Origin of the sequence: Streptomyces sp. NPDC002886, assembly GCF_042888445.1 — a bacterium.
Taxonomy (GTDB): domain Bacteria; phylum Actinomycetota; class Actinomycetes; order Streptomycetales; family Streptomycetaceae; genus Streptomyces.
Window position 1 is genome coordinate 57,288 of sequence record NZ_JBIAPV010000005.1, and the last position, 22,475, is coordinate 79,762.

The 22,475-nt window shown below is 72.0% G+C and carries 19 protein-coding genes and 1 riboswitch; of the genes, 6 read left to right on the top strand and 13 right to left on the bottom strand.

The features are described from left to right. Nucleotides 1–31: 31 nt before the first annotated feature. Together ACFYYB_RS23740 and ACFYYB_RS23745 are read right to left on the bottom strand one after the other, a co-directional pair. A complete protein-coding gene (locus ACFYYB_RS23740) occupies nt 32–457 on the bottom strand; it encodes an SPW repeat protein (RefSeq protein WP_382969758.1) in 426 nt (141 codons plus the stop codon). 84 nt (nt 458–541) lie between these two features. Beyond that, the gene (locus tag ACFYYB_RS23745; RefSeq protein WP_389437288.1) at nt 542–1,954 is read right to left on the bottom strand and encodes a peptidase C39 family protein; all 1,413 of its coding nucleotides are present in this window, start codon (nt 1,952–1,954) and stop codon (nt 542–544) included. A 208-nt stretch (nt 1,955–2,162) separates the two neighbouring features. On the opposite strand from ACFYYB_RS23745, the gene ACFYYB_RS23750 reads away from it, so the two are divergent. The 3 genes from ACFYYB_RS23750 (at nt 2,163) to ACFYYB_RS23760 (ending at nt 6,465) form a co-directional block, all read left to right on the top strand. After that, nucleotides 2,163–3,425 carry a serine hydrolase domain-containing protein gene (locus tag ACFYYB_RS23750; RefSeq protein ID WP_389437289.1) on the top strand — a complete coding sequence of 421 codons (1,263 nt, stop codon included), beginning with the start codon at nt 2,163–2,165 and terminating at the stop codon, nt 3,423–3,425. A gap of 33 nt (nt 3,426–3,458) precedes the next feature. Continuing rightward, nucleotides 3,459–4,112 carry a uridine kinase gene (locus tag ACFYYB_RS23755; protein ID WP_389437290.1) on the top strand — a complete coding sequence of 218 codons (654 nt, stop codon included), beginning with the start codon at nt 3,459–3,461 and terminating at the stop codon, nt 4,110–4,112. Nucleotides 4,113–4,512: 400 nt separating this feature from the next. Beyond that, a complete protein-coding gene (locus tag ACFYYB_RS23760) occupies nt 4,513–6,465 on the top strand; it encodes an AAA family ATPase (protein ID WP_389437291.1) in 1,953 nt (650 codons plus the stop codon). A gap of 83 nt (nt 6,466–6,548) precedes the next feature. Here ACFYYB_RS23760 and ACFYYB_RS23765 read toward each other — a convergent pair whose 3' ends face one another. From ACFYYB_RS23765 to ribD, 10 genes are all read right to left on the bottom strand, one after another. Then, on the bottom strand, nt 6,549–7,628 hold the full coding sequence (locus tag ACFYYB_RS23765; protein WP_389437292.1) for a hemolysin family protein: 1,080 nt from the start codon (nt 7,626–7,628) through the stop codon (nt 6,549–6,551). Next, nucleotides 7,625–9,049, bottom strand: a complete 1,425-nt coding sequence (locus ACFYYB_RS23770) for a hemolysin family protein (RefSeq protein WP_389437293.1) — start codon at nt 9,047–9,049, stop codon at nt 7,625–7,627. Before ACFYYB_RS23770 ends, ACFYYB_RS23765 begins: the two co-directional genes overlap by 4 nt. Before the next feature lie 203 nt (nt 9,050–9,252). Next, the gene (locus ACFYYB_RS23775; RefSeq protein WP_389437294.1) at nt 9,253–9,717 is read right to left on the bottom strand and encodes a PH domain-containing protein; all 465 of its coding nucleotides are present in this window, start codon (nt 9,715–9,717) and stop codon (nt 9,253–9,255) included. A 58-nt stretch (nt 9,718–9,775) separates the two neighbouring features. Then, the gene (gene hisG, locus ACFYYB_RS23780) at nt 9,776–10,624 is read right to left on the bottom strand and encodes an ATP phosphoribosyltransferase (protein ID WP_389437295.1); all 849 of its coding nucleotides are present in this window, start codon (nt 10,622–10,624) and stop codon (nt 9,776–9,778) included. Nucleotides 10,625–10,745: 121 nt separating this feature from the next. Beyond that, a complete protein-coding gene (locus ACFYYB_RS23785; protein ID WP_327251701.1) occupies nt 10,746–11,024 on the bottom strand; it encodes a phosphoribosyl-ATP diphosphatase in 279 nt (92 codons plus the stop codon). A 32-nt stretch (nt 11,025–11,056) separates the two neighbouring features. Further along, nucleotides 11,057–11,545, bottom strand: a complete 489-nt coding sequence (ribH, locus tag ACFYYB_RS23790; protein ID WP_150520523.1) for a 6,7-dimethyl-8-ribityllumazine synthase — start codon at nt 11,543–11,545, stop codon at nt 11,057–11,059. A 56-nt stretch (nt 11,546–11,601) separates the two neighbouring features. Next, nucleotides 11,602–12,909 (bottom strand): bifunctional 3,4-dihydroxy-2-butanone-4-phosphate synthase/GTP cyclohydrolase II, encoded by a 1,308-nt coding sequence (locus tag ACFYYB_RS23795; RefSeq protein ID WP_389437296.1) that lies wholly within the window; start codon nt 12,907–12,909, stop codon nt 11,602–11,604. After that, nucleotides 12,906–13,562 (bottom strand): nicotinamide riboside transporter PnuC, encoded by a 657-nt coding sequence (locus ACFYYB_RS23800; RefSeq protein ID WP_389437297.1) that lies wholly within the window; start codon nt 13,560–13,562, stop codon nt 12,906–12,908. Before ACFYYB_RS23800 ends, ACFYYB_RS23795 begins: the two co-directional genes overlap by 4 nt. Beyond that, complete coding sequence (locus tag ACFYYB_RS23805) at nt 13,559–14,182, bottom strand: riboflavin synthase (protein WP_389437298.1); 624 nt, start codon at nt 14,180–14,182, stop codon at nt 13,559–13,561. The genes ACFYYB_RS23800 and ACFYYB_RS23805 overlap by 4 nt, the downstream gene beginning before the upstream one ends. Further along, entirely contained in the window at nt 14,183–15,349 is a 1,167-nt protein-coding gene (ribD, locus tag ACFYYB_RS23810) for a bifunctional diaminohydroxyphosphoribosylaminopyrimidine deaminase/5-amino-6-(5-phosphoribosylamino)uracil reductase RibD (RefSeq protein WP_389437299.1), read from the bottom strand. A gap of 151 nt (nt 15,350–15,500) precedes the next feature. Beyond that, nucleotides 15,501–15,631: riboswitch (FMN riboswitch) on the bottom strand. A 343-nt stretch (nt 15,632–15,974) separates the two neighbouring features. Here ribD and ACFYYB_RS23815 point away from each other — a divergent pair. Further along, a complete protein-coding gene (locus ACFYYB_RS23815) occupies nt 15,975–18,356 on the top strand; it encodes a chitinase C-terminal domain-containing protein (RefSeq protein ID WP_389437300.1) in 2,382 nt (793 codons plus the stop codon). A 148-nt stretch (nt 18,357–18,504) separates the two neighbouring features. On the opposite strand, the gene ACFYYB_RS23820 is transcribed toward ACFYYB_RS23815, so the two are convergent. Next, nucleotides 18,505–19,683 (bottom strand): ROK family transcriptional regulator, encoded by a 1,179-nt coding sequence (locus ACFYYB_RS23820; RefSeq protein ID WP_389437301.1) that lies wholly within the window; start codon nt 19,681–19,683, stop codon nt 18,505–18,507. A 54-nt stretch (nt 19,684–19,737) separates the two neighbouring features. Here ACFYYB_RS23820 and ACFYYB_RS23825 point away from each other — a divergent pair, with 54 nt between their 5' ends. Beyond that, a complete protein-coding gene (locus ACFYYB_RS23825) occupies nt 19,738–20,955 on the top strand; it encodes an MFS transporter (protein ID WP_389437302.1) in 1,218 nt (405 codons plus the stop codon). Nucleotides 20,956–21,036: 81 nt separating this feature from the next. Continuing rightward, entirely contained in the window at nt 21,037–22,449 is a 1,413-nt protein-coding gene (locus ACFYYB_RS23830; protein WP_389437303.1) for a uracil-xanthine permease family protein, read from the top strand. The last annotated feature ends 26 nt before the right edge of the window (nt 22,450–22,475 follow it).

A 22,475-nucleotide genomic window follows, 5' to 3' on the forward strand; every position in this document is an offset into this window, starting at 1 on the left:
GGGCGTGAAGGGTGTGCGCGCGTGTGCCGGATCAGGTGGTGCGGTCGCGGCCCGCCATGCCCGCCATGGCCAGGGCCAGGCACAGGGCGATACCGCCGGCGAGGACGTTGCTCCACACCGTGCGGGTGGTGCTGACGTCGCCGGAGATGACGAAGGGCGCGACGATCGTCCAGGCGGCGAGACCGACTGCCGTCCAGGCCATGGCGTGGGTGCGCTCATAAGCGGAGCCGAGTCCGCTCATGCACAGGCAGTACGCCAGGCCCGCGATCAGGTTGTTGATCGCCAGCGAGCTGAGCCCGCTGAATCCGGCGATCCACGGCGAGGCGGCGATGTAGAGGCCCGTCATCAGGGCCAGCGCCTCGACGATCTGGGCACTCGGAGTGCTGGTGACCCGCTCGAACCGCGAGCGCATCTCAGCGAGGTCGGGGTGGTGTTCGATTCTCGGTTGCGTGGTCATGGCGGGCTGCCTCCTATGAGAAGCTCCTATTGCCCTTTTGCCCTTTATGTTGCGCTTACAAGCCTTTCGTGGCAACGCGAAATCTCAGAGCACCCCGACCGCCCGCAGCGCGAGGACCTGAGCCGGGTTCGGCCGGATCGGACCGTAGAGGTAGCAGACGCCTCCGGTGCCGGAGACGACCTTGCCGGCCGCGTTGTGGCGCTTGGTCCGCAGCCAGTTGTTCTCGAACTGCCTCCGCCGGTAGACGCGGCGCACGGCGGTGTTGTCGGCCGAGTTCGGGTCGTTGGCGATCACGTCGCCCGAGGCGGTGAAGCCGATGACGGTCATCAGGTGGCCGGCCGTGCCGTAGCCCGCGCCCGTGAGCTCCTCGGCTGTGAAGGACTGCGAGGTGATGACCGGAACGCCGGCCCGGACCAGGGTCTCCAGGTCGGCCAGCGAGCCGAGGCGGGTGACGACCCCCGCGAGCTGGCGGTAGGTGGCGGCGTAGGCGGCGTTGAAGGGCCAGTTCCCGCAGCCCTTGTACGCGGCGTCGTAGGTGGAGCGGGCGGCGTGGCAGACCTGCGGGTCCGCGTAGCCCTTCTTGACCCAGGCCACGGACGTGGCGCTGGCCCTGCGGCCCCAGAACTCGATGATCATCTGCGAGGAGGTGGGGCTGCACCAGGCCTCGCCGCCGTTGTCGTACTCGGGGTACTGGCCGGCGTGCGTCTCCTGCGAGTACCTCGGCACCTTCAGCTCGTGGGCCCCGCCGGAGGCGGTGGTCGCCGGGACCGAGAACCGGTCCGGGACGTCCGAGACCATGGCGCCGGCCAGCCACACCGTGGGGCCGCGGCTCGCGCCGGGCTTGCGGTACAGGGTCAGGCGCAGCCGCCAGTCCTTGATCCGCAGCCCGCTCGCGGGGGCGTCCACGGCGAGGGTGTCGGTCCAGACGGTGGACTTGCCGTCGGTCTGCCCGTCCACGGAGGTGCGCCGGATGTCCCCGTCACCGGCGGCCCAGCGGCCCATCACGTACCAGGGGGTGGCGGCGCCGTCGGTGTAGGTGCCGCGCAGCTCGATCTGGATCCAGGTGCCGGCCGGGGTGCGGGCGTTCCAGGAGGCGATGGCCTCGGTGGCGGGCACGGTGGAGGTGTGGACCGGGGAGGTCCAGGTGGCGTACTCCCAGGTGCTCTTCTTGCCGGTGTGCGGGTCGGCGTACTCCCTGCGGCCCGTCGGGGTCTTGATCTCCAGGCCGGGGCGGGCGCCGCCGATGGCGGTGGTGCCCTGGTGGAGGCCGGCGGTCCAGTGGGCGTACGCGTACCAGAACCGGTTGTCCACCGTCTTGCGGGCGGCTCCGGCGGCGCCCCCCTCCGGGGCCGGGGCCGAGGTGTCCTGACCCGGCCCCTCGGGGGCGGGCTTCGGCTCCGCCGCGGCGGCTCGGCCGCCACCGCCGGGGACGGTGGCCGCGGTCGCGGCCGCGAGGACCACGGCCAGCAGGGCGCGACGGGGTGTGGGTGCGGTCATCGGCGTGGCCCCCAGGGGTCGGTGCGGCGGGTCGGCTCCCGCCCACCCTTCCAGTTCCCGCCCACGGGACCGTGAAGCCGGGCCGCCGTGTCGGGGTGACGCCCTGCGGGGGCCGGCACACCCGCGGCGGCCGGGGCTGCGGGTGGGGTGGCGCGTTCCTAGGATGGAGGGAGAGGTCTCGGGGAGCCGGGTTCTGGGGTGATGCGTCATGCGCAGCTTCCGGGCCGTCACGACGACGGCCGCCGCTTCCCTGTTGCTGACCGCGCTGTGCGCGGGTACCGCGCCCGCCGCCGTAGCCCCGGGGCGTGTCTCGGACGTCGACGCGGCCACCGCCGCACGCCTCGACGAAGCGATCACCGCGGCCATGCGCAAGGCGGACATCCCCGGGGTGGGCATCGGCCTGTGGTTCGAGGGCGGCGGCTCCTACGAGCGCGCCTTCGGCTCCGCCGACACCCGCACGGGCACACCCATGACGACCGACCTCCACACTCGGATCGGCAGCGTCACGAAGACCTTCACGATCACCGCCGTCCTCCAGCTCGCCGACCAGGGCAAGCTCCGTCTCGACGCCCCCGTGCTCCCGTACCTCCGCGGGCCCCTCGCCACGGAACTGGGGCGGGTGGCCGGTGCCGACGAGGTCACCGTCCGCCAGCTCGCCGAGATGCGCAGCGGGCTCTTCGACTACACCTCGGACACCGCCTGGCTGGCCGAACTGCAAGCCGATCCGACCCGTGCCTGGACCCCTCGGGAGCTCCTGGGCGTCGCGTTCGCGCACCCCATGGACTTCGGCGCGGGTGCCAAGTGGGAGTACAGCAACACCAACACCGTGCTGCTCGGCGCGCTGGTGGAGCAGCTCAGCGGCCGGAGCCTCGCCGACTACCTGCGCGAGCACGTGCTCGACCCGGTCGGGCTGGCGGACACCGCGCTTCCGAAGGGCGCCGAGATCCCGAGCCCGTACGCCCACGGCTACACGACGTTCTCGCCCGGCGGGAAGCGCGTCGACGCCTCCTCGTGGAACCCCTCGTGGGCCTGGGCCGCCGGGGCCATGACCTCCACCCTGGACGATCTGCACACCTGGGTACCGGCCCTGACCGGCGGCCGTACCGCGGCCGGAGGTCCGCTGCTGCGGCCGGACACCCAGGCCGAGCGCATGCGGGCCCTGCCCACCGGATACCCCGGCGTGGGCTACGGCCTCGGGATCGCCGAGGTGAACGGCTGGGTCGGGCACAACGGTGAACTCCCGGGCTACGAGACGATCGCCGCCGGGCTCCCGCGGGACGGGGCGGTGCTCGTCGTCATCGTCAACTCGGACGAAGACGACGCGGACCGGGACAGCGGGAGCCTGAGCACCCTGATCGGCAGGACCGTCACCGAGATCGCCACGCCGGACCACGTGTGGTCGCTGCCGGCCGCCGCACAGCCCGCCGCGACGCCGGACGCCACGCCCGGTGCCCCGGCCTCCGGCGGCTGAGGGCGCGGGCGGCCGAGGCCATACGCTGGGGCCGTGGAGACTCAGCCGTCGCTTTCGCCCCTTCCCTCGCTTCGCCCGCTCGCGCGCGAGATCGCCGCGCTGCCGCCCTCCCTCGGACCCGTCCGCCTCGTCGGGATCGACGGGCACGCCGGGTCCGGGAAGACCACCTTCGCCCGGGCGCTCGCCGAGGAGCTGGGTGGGGTTCCCGTGCTGCGGCTGGACGATGTGGCCACCCATGAGGAGCTGTTCGACTGGGTGGAGCGGCTGCGCGCGCAGGTGCTGGAACCGCTCGCCGCGGGGCGGGCCGCGCACTGGGCTCCGTACGACTGGGTCGAGCGGCGGTTCGGTCCGGAGCGGGTGCTGGAGCCCGGTCCGGTGCTGCTGGTCGAGGGGGTCGGTGCCGGACGGCGCGCCCTGCGCCCGCACCTGGCGCGGCTGCTGTGGATGGAGACCCCGCGTGCGAAGTCCTGGGGGCGCGGGCGCGACCGGGACGGGCGCGAACTGTCCGACTTCTGGGACGGATGGGAGCGCGCGGAGCTCGCGCACTTCTCGGATGACCCTTCGCGCCCCTTCGCGGACACCCTGGTACGGCAGAGCAGTACGGGATACGAGTGGACTTCCGGGGCGGCCGGGGCGGCGGAAACCGGCGTGGTTGTGACCGAGGGTGACGGGGTACCCCAGGCCTGAAGGGCCGGGGGACGGGTCCCTCCGCGGGTGCTTCCCGGCTCCTTGACCCCGGGGCCGGGACGGCCTTACGTTCTGAAGAGGCGGCCCTCACCGGCCGCCGTGGACGCGAAGCCCCCGATTGTTCCCCCGTGATCGGGGGCTTCGTGTCGTCACCGATCCCCCTCGAAGTACCGCCCGGCACTCCTTCGTCGCGGCGTCGCACGGGGCACATCCCGGTGAAATCATCACCGTGCGTCACCCTGGACGACTCGGATGCGCACCCGGCAGGTCTTCGACGCGCCCTACGTAAGGTGCGTAACCGCAGGTACGATGCACCCCTGATTTCATCGGCGCAGGGACAACTCGCGTATGCGTCGCGGGGGTTGCTGGGCACCACGGGGGCACGCTTGTGGGGGATGTGATGGACTTCGCCGCGCACGGCAGCAGCGCGCACGCCCCGGCCGAACTCGCCTGGCTGCGAGGAGTGGACGCCTGCACGATGGGCGCCTACCCGCAGGCCGAGGAGGAGTTCCGGGCGGCCGTACGACTCGATCCCGCCATGGCCGACGCCTGGCTCGGGCTGCACGCGCTCCGCGTCGACACCACGAACGCGTTATTGCGCATGTACGCCCACCGGGACCGGTTCGGGGAGCAGCGGGCCCGCCACCGGCGGACGCTGAACTCCTGGTACTGGCTGGGCTGGTGGGTGCAGCCGGTCCTGGAGACCCGGCGGGACCTGCTACTGGCGCACGCCTCGCACTGGCTGGACGGACGTCACGTCCCCGAGCTGGACCAGGCCCTGGCGGCCCTGCCGCCCGTGGACACCGACCCGCAGGTGCGCTTCCTGCACGCCTGCCGGGCCTACCTGGTCAAGGACTGGGAGCAGCTGGTCCGCTCCACCGAATCGCTGGTCGACGATCCGCTCCTGGGCATCGAGGCGGGCCTGTTCGGCGGGATGGCCCGGGTCCGGCTCGAGATGTACGGGCAGGCCGAGCCGCTGCTGTCGGCCTCGCTGATGCGCTGCCGCAGCGAGCAGCCCCAGCGCAAGGAGCTGCGGTACTGGCTGGCGCGGGCGCACGAGGGGACCGGGCGCAGCGCCGCGGCCCTGCCGCTGTACCGGGCGGTGCACCGGGTGGACCCGGCGTTCATGGACACGGCGGCCCGGCTGACGGCGATCGAGGACAGCGAGGACGCCGACGGCCTGGCCGGGTACGCGAGCGGCGCCGGCTACGAGGCCCTCGGCGGGCACGGACCGGCCCCGTCGGGCGGGGACTTCGCGGCGGTGGCGCTGGGCGGCGGCGGTCCGGTCCAGGGGATCGCCGCCGACGGACAGCCGGACACGGACCCCCTGTCGGCGGCCGACCCGCCGGAGCCGCGCCACGGCCCGGGGGCGCCGGGGCCCGGCGCGGGGCTGCCGGCCGGGGTACGGCACAAGGCCTCGCTGCCCGCGCAGCCGGGACCCGTGGGACTGCCGGCCGGACCGGCGGATCCGGCGGCGCTGGCCGAGGCGCTCGCGGAGCTGGAGCGGATGGTGGGCCTGGAGCCGGTCAAACGGCAGGTGAAGGCGCTCTCCGCGCAGCTGCACATGGCCAGGCTGCGGACGGGTCAGGGACTGCCGGTGCAGCCGCCGAAACGGCACTTCGTCTTCTCCGGCCCCTCGGGCACCGGCAAGACCACGGTGGCGCGGATCCTGGGCCGGGTCTTCTACGCGCTGGGCCTGCTCGGCGGCGACCACCTCGTGGAGGCCGGGCGCGCGGACCTGGTCGGCGAGTTCCTCGGGCAGACCGCCGTGAAGGCGAACGAGCTGATCGACTCGGCGATCGGCGGGGTGCTGTTCGTGGACGAGGCGTACAGCCTCTCCAACTCCGGCTACAGCAAGGGCGACGCGTACGGGGACGAGGCCCTGCAGGTGCTGCTGAAGCGGGCGGAGGACAACCGGGACCACCTGGTCGTGATCCTCGCGGGCTATCCGGCGGGGATGGACCGGCTGCTCGCCACGAATCCGGGGCTGTCCTCGCGGTTCACCACGCGGGTGGACTTCCCCAGCTACCGGCCGCTGGAACTCACGTCGATCGGCGGGGTGCTGGCCGACGCGAACGGGGACCGGTGGGACGAGGAGGCGCTGGAGGAGCTGCGCAGCATCAGCGGGCACGTGGTGGAGCAGGGGTGGATCGACGAGCTGGGCAACGGGCGGTTCCTGCGCACGCTGTACGAGAAGAGCTGCGCGTACCGGGACCTGCGGCTGTCCGGCTTCGCCGGTGACCCGTCCCGGGAGGACCTGTCCACCCTGCGGCTGGCGGACCTGATGCAGGCGTACGGGGAGGTCCTGTCGGGCCGGGGCCCCCAGGAGCGGCCGGAGCCGCCGCCCCTGTGAGTGCCCGCGGCACCCGTACCGTCACGATGACGACGACCGCCCCCTTCGCCGGACCCGTCGTGCCGAGGGTCCGGCGAAAGGCATCAGGCGGTGAGTGCCCCCTCCGTGCGGGGTTCGGCCCTTCGGGCGGGCGGAGCCGTGCGGTGGGCCGGGTCGCGGACCTCGCCGACCAGGGTCTCGAGGACGTCCTCCATGGCGACCAGGCCGAGCACGCGGCCCGACGGGTCGGCCACTTGCGCCAGGTGCGTCGCGTCGCGGCGCATCACCGTCAGGGCGTCGTCCAGCGGGAGCGTCGAGCAGACCGTGGTCATCCGGCGCCAGACCCGCTGGGGCACGGCCCGTTCCCGGTCCTCCAGGTCCAGGACGTCCTTCACGTGCAGGTAGCCCATGAAGGCGCCGCTGTCGGTGCGGACGGGGAACCGGGAGTACCCGGTGCGGACCGTCAGCTGCTCGATCTGGCGCGGGGTGACGGCCGGGCCGACCGTGACCAGCCGGTCCGGGGCGAGGAGGACGTCGGTGACCGGGCGGCTGCCCAGTTCCAGCGCGTCCTCCAGGCGCTCCTGCTCGACCGGCTCCAGGAGACCGGCCTGCCGGGAGTCCTTGAGCAGGCGGCCGAGCTGGGCGGAGGTGTAGACGGCCTCGACCTCGTCCTTGGGCTCCACCTTGAAGAGCCGCAGGATCAGCGTGGCGCAGGCGCCCAGGGCCGTGGTGACCGGTCCGCAGACCCGCGCGAAGGCGACCAGGCCCGGGCTGAACCACAGGGCCGTCTTCTCGGGGGCGGCCATGGCGAGGTTTTTGGGGACCATCTCGCCGATGACCAGGTGCAGGAAGATCACCGCGGTGAGGGCCACCGCGTAGCCCAGCGGGTGGATGAGGCCCTCGGGCACGTGGGCGGCGTGGAAGACGGGCTCCAGGAGCCGGGCCACGGTGGGTTCGGCCACGGCGCCGAGGGTGAGCGAGCACATGGTGATGCCGAACTGCGCGGCGGCCATCATGCGCGGCAGGTTCTCCAGGCCGTGGAGCACCTGGCGGGCCCGCTTGGAGCCGGCCGCCAGGGGTTCGATCTGGCTGCGGCGGACGGAGACGAGCGCGAACTCGGCACCGACGAAGAAGCCGTTGGCCAGGACGAGGAGCAGGGCGAACAGGAGCTGGAGCGCGTTCACCGGCCACCCACCTGTGCCAGCTCGGCGGGGGCGGCGGGGCCCTTGCCGAGCCCGTGGAAGCCCAGCGGGTCGGAGTTCAGCCCGTCGGAGCCCGGTGCGCCGGGGCCCGCGGGGGCGGTGCGCACGAGGCGGACCCGCTCGGCGCGGTAGCGGCGGACCTGACGCACGGAGAGCTTCCAGCCGGGCAGTTCGGCGCGGTCCCCGGGGGCGGGGATGCGGCCGAGCAGGTCGGCGACGAGTCCGGCGACGGTCTCGTACGGCCCTTCGGGGACCTCCAGGCCTATCCGGCGCAGGGTCTGCACGCGGCAGCTCCCGTCGGCCTCCCAGGAGGGGCGGCCGTCCTCGGCGGGTACGGCGGCCAGTTCGGGGCTGCCGTCCTCCGCGAGGTCGTGCTCGTCGCGGACTTCGCCGACGAGCTCCTCCACGATGTCCTCCAGGGTGACGACCCCGGCGGTGCCGCCGTACTCGTCGACGACCACGGCCATGGGCTGTTCGCTGCGCAGGCGTTCCAGCAGCGGCTGCACCGGCAGGGAGCCGGGCACCAGCATCGGGGCCACGCAGATCCCGCTGACGCTGGTGCGGGCGCGCTCGGACTCGGGCACGGCGAGGGCGTCCTTGAGGTGGACGACCCCGGTGATCTCGTCGATGCGCTCGCGGTAGACGGGGAAGCGGGACAGGCCCGTGGCGCGGGTCAGGTTCAGCACGTCGGCCGCGGTGGCCGTGTGCTGCAGGGCGCTGACCTTGACCCGGGGGGTCATGACCAGCTGCGCCGTGAGTTCGCCCAGCGAAATGGTCCGTACGAAGAGGTCGGCGGTGTCCTGTTCCAGGGCGCCGGCCTGGGCCGAGTGGCGGACCAGGGAGACCAGCTCGCCGGGGGTGCGGGCGGAGGCCATCTCGTCGGTGGGCTCCACGCCGAGCGCCCGGACGAGCCGGTTGGCGACGGCGTTGAGGCCCGCGATGACCGGCCGGAACACCCGGGAGAAGACGTGCTGCGGGCCGGCCACGAAACGGGCCACCTGGAGCGGCCGGGAGACGGCCCAGTTCTTCGGGACGAGCTCGCCGACGACCATCTGGACGGCGGAGGCGAGCAGCATGCCGATGACGACGGCGGCACCGGGGACGGCGCCCTTGGGGAGGCCGGTCGCTTCGAGCGGCCCGGCCAGCAGGGCGGCGAGGGCGGGCTCGGCGAGCATGCCGACCACGAGGGAGGTGATGGTGATGCCGAGCTGGGTGCCGGAGAGCTGGAAGGACAGCTCCCGAAGGGCTGCGACGACCGTGCGGGCACGGCGGTCGCCCTCGGCCGCGGCGCGTTCGGCCTCGGGTCTCTCGACGGTGACGAGGCCGAATTCGGCTGCCACGAAGAAACCGTTGGCGAGGATCAGGGCGAATGCCGCCACGAGTAGGAGTAGCGGGATGGTCATGCCGCCGCCTCCGGGGGGAGGGCGGCGCGTGTACTACCGGACGATCCGTCCATTGCTGGAGGGAGTCACTCCTCAGGTCGATGGTGCCCACGGGCCACGGGGTCCCGGGGCGTGTGGGAGGGCGCGCGTGTGCGCGCCCCGCCCACCAGGTTAGTCATTGGGACCGCCGCCGCAATGGGACGCAGCGACGAGGTCGGCCGGGCTCAGTCGTTCTTCGAGACGGTTCCGTGGGCTTCGGCCAGGGCGCGCAGGGCGCGGGCGTCGGCGATCGCCTGGGCCTTGGCGACCCCCGGCTGGATGCCGAGGGCGGGCAGGCTGGTGCCGTCGTTCAGGTCGAGGAACACCCACGCGTCGCCGGGGCGGAGGTTGACGCGCAGGATCTGCGCCCACTCCAGGCGGCGGGTGGTGGTGAGGTTGACGACCGTGACCCCGGTCTCGTCGGCGACCACCTTGGGGCGGCTGAGCAGGACGAGGACGGAGGAGAGCAGGGCCGCGGTGAAGACGAAGGCGATCCGCTCACCGGGGTGCAGGGTTTCCAGGATCAGCGCGATCGCCGAGATCGTGACGAACATGGCGGCGCCCACGCCCAGCAGGACGGCCCGCGTGCGGGTCGGCCGGAAGGTGACCGGCAGGGCGGGCGGTGCGGACTGGGCGGTGGCGTCGGCCATGTGCGTCAGGTGCCTTCGGGTGGTGCCGGGTGGCTGATCGGGGAAACCGCGCGGGCCGTCAGAGGCGGCAGGCGTGGATCGAGGTCGTGAGGATCGCGCGGGCGCCGAGCTCGTACAGGTCGTCCATGATCCGCTGGGCCTCCTTGGCGGGGACCATGGCGCGGACGGCGACCCAGCCCTCGTTGTGCAGCGGGGAGACGGTCGGCGACTCCAGGCCCGGGGTGAGGGCGACCGCGCGCTCCAAGTGCTCGGCGCGGCAGTCGTAGTCCATCATCACGTAGCTGCGGGCGACCAGGACGCCCTGGAGGCGGCGCAGGAACTGCTGGGCCCGGGGGTCCTCCGGGTCGGTGCCGTTGCCGCGGATGACGACGGCCTCGGAGATCATGATCGGCTCGCCGATGACCTCCAGACCGGCGTTGCGCAGGCTGGTGCCGGTCTCGACGACGTCGGCGATGATCTGGGCGACGCCGAGCTGGATGGCGGTCTCGACCGCGCCGTCGAGGTGGACGACGGAGGCCTCGATGCCCTGGTCGGCGAGGTGCTTCGCGACGATTCCCTCGTACGAGGTCGCGATGGTCATCCCGTGGAAGTCCTCGGGGCCCTTCGCGGTGCCGGGGATGGTGGCGTAGCGGAAGGTGGAGCGGCCGAAGTTCAGCGGCAGGATCTCCTCGGCGCTGGCGCCGGAGTCGAGCAGCAGGTCGCGGCCGGTGATGCCGATGTCGAGCTTGCCGGAGGACACGTAGATCGCGATGTCCTTGGGGCGGAGGTAGAAGAACTCCACCTCGTTCTCGGGGTCGACGACCACGAGCTCCTTGGACTCCTTGCGCATCCGGTAGCCGGCCTCATGGAGCATCGCCGACGCCGGTCCGGAGAGAGAACCCTTGTTGGGGACGGCGATGCGCAGCATGGGGGCTTCCTTTGGTGCGTAGGTGCGAAAGGGTGTGCTGGTACGGGTACGGACGCGCGGACGCCCCGGCACGGTGGCCGGGGCTCGCGCGGAACTGCTGTGGCCTGAGAGCCGGTGCGGCCTAGAGGTGCGCGTAGACGTCTTCGAGGGAGATCCCGCGCGCCACCATCATCACCTGGACGTGGTAGAGCAGCTGGGAGATCTCCTCGGCGGCGGCTTCCTTGCCCTCGTACTCGGCGGCCATCCAGACTTCGGCGGCCTCCTCGACGACCTTCTTGCCGATGGCATGGACACCCTTGCCGACCAGCTCTGCGGTACGGGAGGTGCTCGGGTCGCCGTTGGCCTTGAGCTGGAGCTCGGTGAAGAGCTCTTCGAAGCTCTTGGGGGTTTTGTTCGCCATGATGGTCCTCAGAATACGGGGTCCGTAGCCGCCTACTGGCGCCAGGGTTCGCTGACGGTCCGCAGGGTCATGGCGGTGGAGACGGCGGCGGTGACCGCTTCGTGCCCCTTGTCCTCGTTCGACCCCTCGAGCCCGGCGCGGTCCAGCGCCTGCTCGTCGTTGTCGCAGGTCAGTACGCCGAAGCCGACGGGGACTCCGGTGTCGATCGACACCTGTACCAGGCCCTGGGTGACGCCCTGGCAGACGTAGTCGAAGTGCGGGGTGCCGCCGCGGATGACCACGCCGAGGGCGACGATGGCATCGTAACCGCGACCGGCCAGTACCTTCGCCACGACCGGGAGCTCGAAGCTGCCCGGAACCCGCAGCAGGGTGGGCTCGTCGATCCCCAGCTCGTGCAGGGCCCGCAGGGCACCGTCCACCAGGCCGTCCATGACCTTCTCGTGCCACTGGGCCGCGATCACGGCGACGCGCAGGTCTCCGCAGTTCTTCACGCTCAGTTCGGGTGCGCCCTTGCCGCTCACAGCTCTGCTCCTCGTTGCGATTCGTGTGGTGTTCTGAAACTTCGGGGGTGTTGCTGTTACTGGTTGCCGCAGGCGGACGTGGTCACGGCCCCGTCCAGCCAGGGCAGGTCGTGCCCCATCCGGTCACGCTTGGTGCGCAGGTAGCGCAGGTTGTGCTCGCCCGCCTCCATGGGCATCGGCTCCCGGTCGGAAACCTTGATGCCGTGGCTGATGAGGGCCGCCGACTTCTCGGGGTTGTTGGTCAGCAGCCGGACGCTGTGGACGCCGAGGTCGGCGAGCATCTGCGCGCCGGCGCCGTAGTCGCGGGCGTCGGCCGGCAGGCCCAGTTCCAGGTTGGCGTCGAGGGTGTCGCGGCCGCGCTCCTGGAGCTCGTACGCGCGCAGCTTGGACAGCAGACCGATGCCCCGGCCCTCGTGGCCGCGCAGGTACACGATCACACCGCGGCCGGCCGCCTGGACCCGCTCCATGGCGGTGTGCAGCTGGGGGCCGCAGTCGCAGCGCTGCGACTGGAAGATGTCCCCGGTCAGGCATTCGGAGTGCATGCGGACCAGCACGTCCTCGCCGTCGCCGATCTCGCCGTGGACGAGGGCGACGTGCTCGACGCCGTCGACGGTGGAGCGGAACCCGTACGCGGTGAAGTGGCCGAAGGAGGTCGGCAGGCTGACCTGGGCCTCGCGGCGCACGGTCGGCTCGGCGGAGCGGCGGTAGGCGATCAGGTCCTCGATGGAGATGATCGTCAGGCCGTGCTTGCGGGCGAAGGGGATCAGCTCGGGCAGCCGCAGCATCACCCCGTCCTCGCCGGCGATCTCCACGATGGCGCCGGCCGGGCGCAGGCCCGCGAGGCGGGCGAGGTCGACGGCGGCCTCGGTGTGGCCGTTGCGGACCAGTACGCCGCCGGGCTTGGCGCGCAGCGGGAACACGTGCCCGGGGCGCACGAAGTCCTCGGGACCCGAGACCCCGTCGGCCAGCAGCCGCAGGGTAGTGGCGCGGTCGGCGGCCGAGATGCCGGTGGTGACGCCGTGGGCACCGCTCGCGTCGACGGAGACGGTGAAGGCGGTCTGCATCGACTCGGTGTTGTGCTGGACCATCTGCGGGAGTTCGAGCCGCTCCAGCTCGTCGCCCTCCAGAGGGGCGCAGATCAGGCCGCGGCACTCGCTCATCATGAACGCGATGATCTCGGGGGTGGCCTTCTCGGCCGCGATGACGAGGTCGCCCTCGTTCTCGCGGTCCTCGTCGTCGACGACGACCACCGGACGGCCGGCCGCGATGTCGCGGATGGCCTGCTCGACGGGGTCGAGCCGGAACGTCTCCAGCTCGACGTCGGGCACGGGCATCAGGACGGGGTTCGGGTTCGAGGAGGTCATGCCGTTGCTCCTTCCAGAGCCGGGGCGGTGGTGGTGGTGCGCGAGCGCTGGTACCAGTCGTAGGCGCCCCAGACGACGAGGGCGAAGTAGACGACGTAGACGAGGCCGGAGAAGGCCAGTCCGCTGTTGAAGGCGAGGGGGACGCCGACCAGGTCGACGAGGAGCCAGGCGAACCAGAACTCGACCAGGCCGCGGGCCTGGGCGACCATCGCGACGATGGTGCCGACGAAGATGTAGGCGTCGGCCCACGGGCTCCACGACAGGCTCGGGTAGAGGGTGAACAGTCCGCCGACGGCCAGGGTCCCGGCGGCCGCGCCGGCCAGCAGCAGCCCGCGCTCCTTCCAGGTGGCGGTGCGGACGGCGATGGAGCCGTCCTGGGCGTCCTGCTTGCCGCGCTGCCAGGCGCGCCAGCCCCACGCGGCCACGCCGATGACGAGGAGCTGCTTGCCGACCCCACCGGCGAGGTGGGCGGAGGCGTAGGCGCCGACGAGGATCAGGCCGGAGAGGAGCTGGGCGGGCCAGGTCCATATGGAGCGCCGCCAGCCGAGCGCGAGGGCTCCGAGGCCGATCAGGTTGCCGATCATGTCGGACCAGATGACCTTCTGGTCGAAGATCTCGAAGGCCTCGGTGTTGAGCCAGGTCAGGGCGCTCACTGCGATTCCCTCGTGGTGTGCAGCGGGTCGACGCCGGCGGCGAGCAGCCGCTCCACGTACTTGGCCAGGACATCGACCTCGAGGTTGACCGGGTCGCCGGGCTTCTTGATGCCCAGGGTGGTCAGGTCGAGGGTGGTGGGGATGAGGCTGATGGTGAACCAGTCGGCGGCGGCCTCGACCACGGTGAGGCTGACGCCGTCGACCGTGATGGAGCCCTTCTCGACCACGTAGCGGGAGAGGTTCTCCGGGAGGGCGATCTTGACGATCTCCCAGTGCTCGGAGGGGGTCCGGTCGAGGATCGCGCCGGTTCCGTCCACGTGCCCCTGCACCAGGTGGCCGCCGAGCCGTCCGCCGAGCGCCATCGGGCGCTCCAGGTTGACCCGGGAGCCGTGGGTCAGGGCGCCGAGGCTGGAGCGGTTCAGGGTCTCCTGCATGACGTCGGCGGTGAACTCGCCGTCACCGGTCTCCACGACCGTCAGGCAGACGCCGTTCACTGCGATGGAGTCCCCGTGCTTGGCGTCCTCGGTGACGACCGGGCCGCGCAGGCGGAAGCGGGAGGCTTCCGCGAGTTCCTCGACGGCGACGACCTCGCCCAGTTCTTCGACGATTCCGGTGAACACTCAGTGCTCCTTGAGGGATGTGAGGACGGTGGGGACGGACGGGGCCGACGCGGGGACGGCGGTGACGCGGATGTCCGTGCCGATGCGGACGGTTTCGGTGATCCGGAGCCGGAGCGCGTCGGCGAGGGTGCCGATGCCGGCGTCGGCGAGGGCGAGCGGGCCCGCGCCGAGGAGGACGGGGGCGAGGTAGCCGACGACCTTGTCGACGGCCCCGGCGGCGACGAAGGCGCCGGCCAGGGTGGGTCCGCCCTCGAGGAGGACGGAGCGGATGCCGCGCCCGTACAGCTCGCGCAGCAGGGCGTCCACGGAGATCCCGTACTTGTCGTACGGGAGCCGGGCCAGCTCCACTCCGGCGAGGTGGCGGGTGTCGGCATCCTCGGCGACGGCGATCAGGGTGGGCGCGGCCTCGTCCAGCACCCGGGCGGTGGGCCGGATGGTGGCGTGGGTGTCCAGGACCACGCGCAGGGGCTGGTCGGCGGCGGTGAAGCCGTCGATCCCCCGTACCGCGAGGTGCGGGTCGTCGGCGCGCAGGGTGCCGGAGCCCACGACGACGGCGTCGGACTCGGCGCGCAGCCGGTGGACGTCGGCGCGGGACTCGGGGGAGCTGATCCACTGGCTGGTGCCGTCGGCGGCCGCGATGCGGCCGTCGAGGGTCGCGGCGTACTTCCACAGGATGTACGGACGGCCCAGGCGTACGGAGGTCAGCCAGGCGGCGTTGCCCGCTTCGGCCTCCTCGGCGAGCAGCCCGGCCGCGGTGTCGATCCCGGCCGCGCGCAGGGTGGCTCCGCCGCCGCTGGCCTGCGGGTTCGGGTCGGAGACCGCGTAGACCACGCGGGTGATCCCGGCCGCGATCAGGGCCTGTGCGCAGGGCCCCGTACGGCCGGTGTGGTTGCAGGGTTCGAGGGTGACGTAGGCGGTGCCGCCACGGGCCGCCGGGCCTGCCGCGTTCAGGGCGTGGACCTCGGCGTGCGGGCCGCCGGCCCGCTCGTGCCAGCCTTCGCCCACGACGGCGCCCGAGGCGTCGGTGATGACGCAGCCGACGACGGGGTTGGGGCTGGTGGAGCCGAGTCCGCGGGCGGCGAGCTCGATGGCTCGGCGCATGGCGCGGGTGCCCGCGTCGGGTGCTGCGTGCGCGGCGTGTGTCGCCACCGGGTCCTCCTGCCTCATCGGGCACGGACTCCGGGGCCTGTCGGGATACGACAGATGAAGCGGGTAGCACACGCGGGGACGCCGAGGCCGGAAGAACGATCCATTCGACGGCACGTCCCGAGGGGTGTGCCGATGGACCGCCGACGGCGGCGTACCGGTGACTGGCCCGCCGCGCACTGCCTCCCATCCGGACTTTAACCGTCGGTCCAGGAATTTCACCTGGTCAACCGGCCGCTGGCTGCGGACGGGTCGCGGACTATAACCGCCGGTTCGGAATTACACCGACCCCGGAGTGCGCTGCTACTGGTACTGAAGCCAGTGTGCCACGAGTGATCGGCGGCCATGCGGGTGAGTCACTGTGGCCTGGGTCACACATTCACTCACGCTCCGGTGCGCGGATTGCGCCGTTCGGCCGATCCCCTTCTCCCGCACACGGACGCGAGACCCCTTTGACGGAACCCGCTCCGCGCCTTGCCGGATCGCGCACTTTGGTCCAGACCTATTGACGGGTTGGTCTAGTCCTCTTAACGTTCCCTTCATCTTCCCCGGGAGACAGCCCGTCAGATGTGCGCACGTCACGGGCCAACACGCACCACGTTTCAGCCTGTTGTGTCCTGCCATCCTCCCCTCCCCAGGAGGCACAATGCTGTCCCCCACCAAGACGCGGGCCATGCTCCTGACGTCCGGCGCCGCAATCGCCGGTCTGCTGGTAGCGGGGCTCTCGGCGGGCGTCTCGCACGCCGCCGACAACGAGTCCTGTCGCCCCGACGGTCTGTACAAGACCGCGGGCGTGGACGTCCCGTACTGCTCGGTCTACGACACCGAGGGCCGCGAGAAGATGGGCGCCGACCACCAGCGCCGCGTCATCGGCTACTTCACGGGCTGGCGCACGGGCAAGGACGGCACCCCCGCCTACCTGCCCAGCAACATCCCGTGGTCCAAGGTCACCCACCTGAACTACGCCTTCGCCCACGTCGACGGCAGCAACAAGATCTCGGTCGGCGCGGACAACGCGAACAACTCCGCCACCGGGATGACCTGGCCGGGCGTCGCGGGTGCCGAGATGGACCCCGCCCTCCCTTACAAGGGCAATTTCAATCTTCTGAACAAATTCAAGAAGCAGAACCCGAACGTCAAGACGCTGATCTCGGTCGGCGGCTGGGCGGAGACCGGCGGCTACTTCGGCGACGACGGCAACCGCGTCGCGTCGGGCGGCTTCTACTCGATGGCGACCAACGCCGACGGCTCGGTCAACCAGGCCGGCATCAACACCTTCGCGGACTCCTCCGTCGAGTTCATCCGCAAGTACGGGTTCAACGGCGTCGACATCGACTACGAGTACCCGACCACGATGAAGGACGCGGGCAACCCGCTCGACTGGCAGCTGTCCAACGCCCGCCGGGCCGGACTGGTCCAGGGCTACGACGCCCTGATGAAGTCCCTGCGCGAGAAGCTCGACCGGGCCGGCGCCGCCGACGGCAAGCACTACCTGCTGACCGTCGCCGCCCCCTCCTCCGGCTACCTGCTGCGGGGCATGGAGACCTTCCAGATGCAGAAGTATCTGGACTACGTCAACATCATGTCCTACGACCTGCACGGCGCCTGGAACGAGTACGTCGGCCCCAACGCCTCGCTCTTCGACGACGGCAAGGACGCCGAGCTGGCGGCCGCCAACGTCTACGGCAGCTCCCAGTACGGCGGCATCGGCTACCTCAACACCGACTGGGCCTACCACTACTTCCGCGGCTCCATGCCGGCCGGCCGCATCAACATCGGCCTGCCCTACTACACCCGCGGCTTCAAGAACGTCCAGGGCGGCACCGACGGCCTGTGGGGCAAGGCGGCGGCGACCACCTGCCCGGCCGGCGCGGGTCTGACCAAGTGCGGTGACGGCGCGGTCGGCATCGACAACCTGTGGCACGACAAGGACACCAACGGGGTCGAGTCCCCGGCCGGTTCCAACCCGATGTGGCACGCCAAGAACCTCGAAAAGGGCATCGTCGGCGACTACGTCACCAAGTACGGCTTCCCCGCGAACACCACGCTGACCGGCACCTACGTCCGCAAGTACGACGCGAACCTGGTCGCCCCGTGGCTGTGGAACGCGCAGAAGAAGGTCTTCCTCTCCACGGAGGACGAGCAGTCGGTGGCGGCCAAGGCCGACTACGTGGTCAACCGCGGCATCGGCGGCACCATGGTCTGGGAGATGGCCGGCGACTACGGCTGGAACGCCGCCAAGGGCCAGTACGAGATCGGCGACACGCTGACCTCCGTGATGTACGACAAGTTCAAGGCGGCCTCCCCGTACGGCGCCAAGAAGTCCAACACCGCGCTGCCGACGCAGGCCGTGGACATCAAGACGGAGTTCAACGAGTTCAAGCTCGGCGACTCCAACTACCCGATCACCCCGAAGCTCAAGATCACCAACAACACGAACGCGACGCTTCCGGGCGGCACGGAGTTCCAGTTCGACTACTCGACGGCGGCTCCGGCCAACGCCTCCGACCAGTCGGGCTTCGGCACCAAGGTGATCAAGAGCGACCACACCGGCGGCAACGCCGGCGGTCTGAAGGGCGACTTCCACCGGGTCTCGCTGAAGCTCCCGGCGTGGCAGACGCTCGCCCCGGGCGCCTCGGTCGACCTGGCCTTCAACTACTACCTGCCGGTGTCCACGCCCTCCAACTGGACCGTGAACATCTCCGGCACGACGTACGCCCTCGCCGGTGACCTGGCGCGCGGCACCACGGTGGTCCAGCCGGGCAGCACCACGCCGCCCACGACCCCGCCGACCACGCCGCCCACCACCCCGCCGACGACTCCCCCGACCACGCCGCCGACCACCCCGCCCACGACTCCTCCGGGCGGCACGTGCACCAACCCCGCGTACGTGGCGGGCACGGTCTACAACAGCGGCAACGTCGTCTCGCACCAGGGCCGCAACTGGAAGGCCCAGTGGTGGACGCAGAACGAGACGCCCGGCACCACGGGCGAGTGGGGCGTCTGGAAGGACCAGGGCGCCTGCTGACTCCCCGCGCGGTGGCCGCATAGGTGACCGCGCAGGTGAAGGAACGTGAGGACCCGGTGGCCCGGCGGCCACCGGGTCCTCGCGTTTCCAGGACCGGTTGGCGATCTTCCCGGGTTCGTGCGCGGCGGTAGCCCCCGGGTCGCGAGGGTCAGGCCGTGAAGAGGACGGACTGCGCCGATTCGCGGGCCGCGAGCCGCGCGCCCGTGAGCACCGCCGTGTCGCCGAGCGCGCCGGCCCGGACCTCGGTCGGGACCGGGCTCAGGGCGGTGAGGCGGCGGGCGACCCGGGCCGCCAGGCCGGGTCCGCCCGCGCGGCCGAGTTCCCCGCCGAGCACGACGCAGCCGGGGTCCAGGATCGCGGCGACGGCCGCCGCCCCGAGCGCCAGCCGCTCGGCCAGGGCGTCGAGGAACTCCGGTCCGGCCGCGCCCGCGACGGCCTCCTCGACCGGCCCGTCGTAGCCGTGGGCGGCGGCGAGGGCGGTCACCCCGGCCCGCCCGGCCAGCTGATGGAAGCCGCCGTCGCAGTTCGAGGCCGACGGGAGGCCGCCCGTCCCGGGCACCGGCAGGAACCCGATCTCCCCCGCCCCGCCGGAGGCGCCCCGGCGCAGCCGCCCGTCCAGGACCACGGCGGCGCCGACCCCTTCGCCGAGCCAGAGCAGCACGAAGGAGTCCAGGTCCCGGGCGGCTCCGACGCGCTGTTCGGCCAGGGCCGCCAGGTTGGTCTCGTTCTCCACCACGACCACCGCCGGCAATCGCCGCTGCACCGCCGCCACCAGGTCCCGGTGCCAGGCGGGCAGGCCGGCGGTGTCGCGGAGCTCGCCGGTGCCCGGGGCCACCAGGCCCGGCGCTCCGATCACCACCGTGTGGAGCCGGTCGGCGCCCGCCTCGCGGACGAGCTCCTGGAGCCGGTCCACCGCTTCGTCCACCGCGCCGGCCGGCAGGGCCGCCTGCGCCAGTGGCCGGCCGAGGAGGTCGGCGACGACCGCCTCGACGCTGTCCGTCCTTACGTCGAGCGCGGCGAGGTGGGCCCGCCGCGCGACGATCCCGTAGAGCTTGGCGTTGGGTCCGCGCCGCTGTTCGCCGGATTCCCCGACGACCTCGATCAGTCCGGCTCCGGTGAGGCGTTCCACCAGGTCGGCGACGGAGGGGCGGGACAGCCCGGTCAGCTCCTTCAGCTGGGGCGCCGTCAGGGGGCCCTCCTCCTGGAGGAGTTCGAGGGCGAGCCGGTCGTTGATGGCCCGGGCCGTGCTCGGCGACGCGGGGGACGGTGCGTGGGACGCGGCGCGGGTGAGGGCGGTCAGGGCCTTGGCAGGAGTCACGTCGCCCATCCTAGGAGTTCCGGGGGCTAACTATCAGGCAGGGTCCCTGATAGTTTACGTGTCATGACCGGGGAAACCGACCTCAGCCCGGCGCGACTGCGCCATGCCCGCTTCGCCATCGCCGGCGTCTTCTGCGCTCACGGCGCCGTCACCGGCTCCTTCGCGACCCGCATCCCCTGGATCCAGGACCACGCGCAGCTCAGCGCGGGCACCCTGGGTCTGGCCCTCGCCTTCCCCGCGCTCGGCGCGGCGTTCACGATGCCGCTGGCGGGCCGCATCAACCACCGCTTCGGCGCGCGCACCGCCCTGCGGATGCTGCTGAGCCTGTGGACGCTCGCCCTCATCCTCCCGAGCCTCGCCCCGAACCTGTGGACGCTCTGCTTCGTGCTCTTCGTCTACGGGGCCACCGCCGGCATGTCGGACGTGGCGATGAACGCGCTGGGCGTGGAGACCGAGAACCGGCTGAAGCGCTCGATCATGTCCTCGCTGCACGGCATGTGGAGCGTGGGCGCCCTGATCGGCTCGGCCGCCGGCACGGTCGCCGCACACGCCGGCGCCGATGCCCGCCTGCACCACCTGGTCGCCGCGCTCGCCCTGACCCTGTTCGGCCTGATCGCCGTACGGGGCGTCCTGGACCTGCGGACCGACACCACCGGGGAGGAGGCGCCGCCGCACTTCGCGCTGCCCCCCAAGTCCGCGCTGTTCATCGGCGCGATCGGTTTCTGCGCGGTCTTCGCGGAGGGCGCGAGCCTGGACTGGTCCGCGGTGTACCTGCGGGACGTGCTGCACACGGACGCCGGTCTCGCCGCCGCCTCGACCACCGCCTTCGCGCTGACGATGGCGCTGGCCCGGCTGGCCGGGGACAAGGTCGTGGACCGCTTCGGGGCCGTGCGCACGGTCCGCGCGGGCGGCGCGCTGGCCACCGCGGGCGGGCTGCTCGTGGTCACGGTCCGCCACCCGGCCGCGGCCCTGACCGGCTTCGGGCTGATCGGGCTCGGCATCGCCGTGGTGGTCCCGCTGGCCTTCGCGGCGGCCGCGCGCAGCGGACCGGCCCCGGCGCAGGCCATCGCCGGTGTCGCGACGATCACGTACACCTCGGGGCTGATCGCCCCCTCGGCGATCGGCGCGGTGGCCGACGCGACCTCGCTCGTGGTGTCGTTCGGGCTGGTCACCCTGCTGTCGTTCGCCCTGATCCTGGGGGCGACCGTACTGCGGCAGCGGCCGGTGGCGGCGGAGGTCCCGATCGCCAACCGGGACGAACCTGCACCTATCCGGCCGTAATATATCGCCTGGTCACCTACGGACTCGTAGCGTGACCACGCTCCCGACGAACGACGCGGTACGAACGAAAAGCGGTGGAACATGGGCCTCGGCGTGCGCTGGACCCTGCACGGAGACGGGCGGACCCCCGCCCCCGGCGCGGTGGTGCGGCCGGACGAGCGGCTGTCGTGGCCGCGGACCGCCGGGCTGGGTGCCCAGCACGTCGTGGCGATGTTCGGAGCCAGCTTCGTGGCGCCGGTCCTGATGGGGCTGGACCCGAACCTCGCCATCATGATGTCCGGTGTCGCCACCGTCATCTTCCTGCTGGCGACCCGCGGCCGGGTCCCCTCGTACCTGGGCTGCTCGCTCTCCTTCGTGGGGGTCGCCGCGGCGATCCGGGCGAGCGGCGGGGACAGCGCGGTCGTCACGGGCGCGGTCTTCGTGGTCGGCGCGGCGCTGTTCCTGGCGGGGCTGGCGGTCCAGCGGTTCGGGGCCCGGATCATCCACGCGGCGATGCCGCCGGTGGTGACGGGCGCGGTCGTGATGCTGATCGGCTTCAACCTGGCGCCCGTGACGGCGTCCACGTACTGGCCCCAGGACCAGTGGACGGCCCTGCTGACGATGGCCTTCACCGGACTGGCCGTGGTCTGCCTGCGGGGCTTCTGGTCGCGGATCGCGATCTTCCTCGGCCTGGTCTTCGGATACGGCATCTCCTGGATCTTCGACCTCGTCTTCGGGAAGATCCACTCGCCGGTGGGCGGTCCCGAGGCGGTGGACCACTGGAGGCTCGACCTCTCGGGGGTCGGCAAGGCCGACTGGGTCGGGCTGCCGACCTTCCACGCGCCGCACTTCGAGTGGTCGGCGATCCTGATCGCGCTGCCGGTGGTCATCGCGCTGATCGCGGAGAACGCCGGACACATCAAGGCCGTCGGCGAGATGACCGGCGACTCGCTCGACGACAAGCTCGGCACGGCCATCGCGGCCGACGGCGCCGCCTCGATGCTCTCCACGGCGGTCGGCGGCCCGCCGAACACCACGTACTCCGAGAACATCGGCGTCATGGCGGCCACCCGCGTCTACTCCACGGCGGCCTACTGGGCCGCGGCCGGCTTCGCCCTCCTCTTCGGCCTGTGCCCCAAGTTCGGCGCGGTCGTCGCCGCGATCCCCGGCGGGGTGCTGGGCGGGATCACCGTGATCCTGTACGGCATGATCGGCCTGCTCGGCGCGCAGATCTGGATCAACGGCCGGGTGGACCTGCGCAATCCGCTGAACCTGGTGCCGGCCGCGGCGGGCATCATCATCGGCGTCGGCGGGGTCGAGCTGAACATCACCGACAGCTTCGAGCTGGGCGGGATCGCGCTCGGCACGATCGTCGTGATCACGGGCTACCACGCGCTGCGGTACTTCGCCCCGCCGCACCTGAAGCGGCAGGAACCGCTGCTGGACGCGGGCACCTCGGGGTACGACGCCACCGCGGAGGGGCCCTCCGGAGAGCCCGGCGACAAGCGGGGTTGACGGAGTTTCGCCCGAACCGGCGAAGC